General features: G+C 37.8%; 2 protein-coding genes. Both read right to left on the reverse strand.

Features of this window, described 5'->3' with window-relative positions; genetic code table 11:
* Positions 1-164 precede the first annotated feature (164 nt).
* Complete coding sequence (locus RMO83_RS13930; RefSeq protein ID WP_310560306.1) at positions 165-1373, reverse strand: hypothetical protein; 1209 nt, start codon at positions 1371-1373, stop codon at positions 165-167.
* 62 nt (positions 1374-1435) lie between these two features.
* Positions 1436-2113: a metal-dependent hydrolase gene (locus RMO83_RS13935; RefSeq protein WP_310560307.1), complete on the reverse strand. Its 678-nt coding sequence runs from the start codon at positions 2111-2113 to the stop codon at positions 1436-1438.
* Positions 2114-2320: the final 207 nt, after the last annotated feature.

Raw genomic sequence — 2320 nt, forward strand, 5'->3', positions numbered from 1 at the left:
GGTTTTATTTTGCCTAACATATTGCCACTTTTTTATACCGAAATATACACTTTTTGGCGATTTAAAAGTACTGTTTTCAACTGAATTTAATCACAAGTTATTAACAATCAAATTGTTAATTCATTTTTAAGGAATGACTACTTAGATATTCTTTGTGCCAATTCTTAATCCTCCAGCAGCCTCAAAACTCGGTCAAAATCAACACTTGGTAATCCTGCTTTTTGAAAGATGTCGAAATCTAACTTTACTTTTTGATTCCAGCCCAAATTATCTGTTACGTTCTGTAATTGGTATTTTTTGTAAATAGATTTTGCTGATTTAAAGTCCTTATTGAGCAAATACCCATGCGCCAGATTCATCTGTATCAATAATTCTGAATCGTCTAGCTTTTCACCTTCTTTTAGCGTTTTGATGGCTTTTGCGTATTGTTTGGTCATCAAATAGGAATAGCCAAGGGTGTTGAAATCGATAGGTGTGGCTTTTCCATAAAGAACAATCACGCCTATTTTATCAATTGCTTCGCCGTATTTGCCTTGTTTTACCAAATCGGTGGCCTTGCTACGCAAATCAGAAAATAGCTTATCAGAAGTGCCCATTTCTTTCAAACAAGCATTTCCTAAATCATTGTACACTTTCGATTTTTCGATGGGTAGTAGTTTTTGGAATTCCTGAAATTTGTATTCTTTCTGTAATTTATCGAGGACGCAAACACAAAAATCATCCGACTGGATCAACTTCTTGGCCAAATCCGTTGTTTTGCATTGATTGAGAATCAGTTTTCGGTTTTCGAGATTCCAGCCACTGCTCAATCTATAATTAACCCAAGGCACAACTTCCAGCACGATTTTCTGGTTCAATATCCAATTCTTACTTTCGAAACCAAACCAAATCGCATTGGCATTCGGTAAAATACAAAGTGATTTATCGATTGAAAGTCCTTTGGCATCTTGGTTAACGGCTTCATTTTGCTCATAGCACGCTTTTGAGGTCGTGCCGTTTTTTATATAATCAGCAGCGAAAGCTTCGTTTGAAAAAATAGCATACTTGCATTTATCATCACCTGAAATCTTTGATAGCAAAAACACCGCTCCGGCCGAACCCTGGCTAATTCCTGTTGGATCAGGAATCGCTTTTAATACTGAAACTAAGCTGTTGGCCATTTGCTGATTCACGTCCAAAAGTGTGATTCTATAAATTACTTCGGTGGTTCCTACCGGCAGTGCTTCGGTTTTTATGAGGATTCTGCCTCTTGCCGAAACAACGATTTCTTTTTTGGTGGCGCGTTCTTTGTCCCAATAGCCGTCTTTTTGGGCAAAAAGGGAGTGGCTTGATATGCCCATTAATAGAACGAAAAGTATGCTTTTTATATTCATTTTTTTCTGTTATGTAGAGCTTCCAGCTTTTTAAAGGCTGGAAGCTCTACAGTTTATAAAATCTACAATTCAATGCTTTCGCCAATTTCTAGCAGCATTAGATCTTTTCCTTTGTCGAAAAACTTACGGATGGCTTCCTCGTGGTTGATTTCGATATAACCAAAGGTATCGTAGTGAACGCCCAATATTTTGTCGCATTCCACAAAATCCGAAGCGAGGATGGCATCATCGATATCCATGGTGAAATTATCACCAATAGGGAGGATTGCCAAGTCGAGTTTGGTTCGCAACGGGATAAGTTTCATATCCATTGTAAGCGCGGTATCACCGGCAATATAGATGTTTTTATGCTCGCCTTCGATGACAAAACCACCGGGATTACCACCATAACTTCCGTCGGGAAAAGAACTGGAATGCACAGCATTGACATATTTCACTTTCCCAAAGTCGAAATTCCAGCTTCCACCGTGATTCATTGGGTGGGATTTAAACCCTTTTGCGCCATAATGTGTGGCAATTTCGTAATTCGAAACGATAACCGCATTGGTTCTCCCTGCTATATATTCAACATCGAGAGTGTGGTCACTGTGAGCGTGCGTCAAGAGAATGTAATCGGCTTTGATCTCGTTGATGTTGATGTGTGACGCCTGAGGATTTGCTGAAATATAGGGATCAACTAGAATGTGTTTGTGCCCCACTTCGATTCCTAAAGACGAATGACCGTAACATGTTATTTTCATTTGTACGTGTGTTATAAAAAATTAATTGAAACCAATTCAACGAATTAAAATCCGTTACCCATTCAACTAATTAGTCAACCCTTAAAAAGAGCTATTTTTAATTTCCACAAAAATAGGAATATTATTTTCAGGATAGAAGTTGAACAAATAATTAAGCCAAAAAACAATTTGTTCCTTGATTTGGTTGAATCGGAGCTTAAAATTGTA

The sequence above is a fragment of the Flavobacterium sp. genome (assembly GCF_031423415.1).
GTDB lineage: Bacteria > Bacteroidota > Bacteroidia > Flavobacteriales > Flavobacteriaceae > Flavobacterium.

Bases quoted from the DNA above. Each gene is read 5' to 3' on its own strand.
- RMO83_RS13930 (WP_310560306.1), bottom strand. From the start codon at position 1,373: ATGAATATAAAAAGCATACTTTTCGTTCTATTAATGGGCATATCAAGC.
- RMO83_RS13935 (WP_310560307.1), bottom strand. From the start codon at position 2,113: ATGAAAATAACATGTTACGGTCATTCGTCTTTAGGAATCGAAGTGGGG.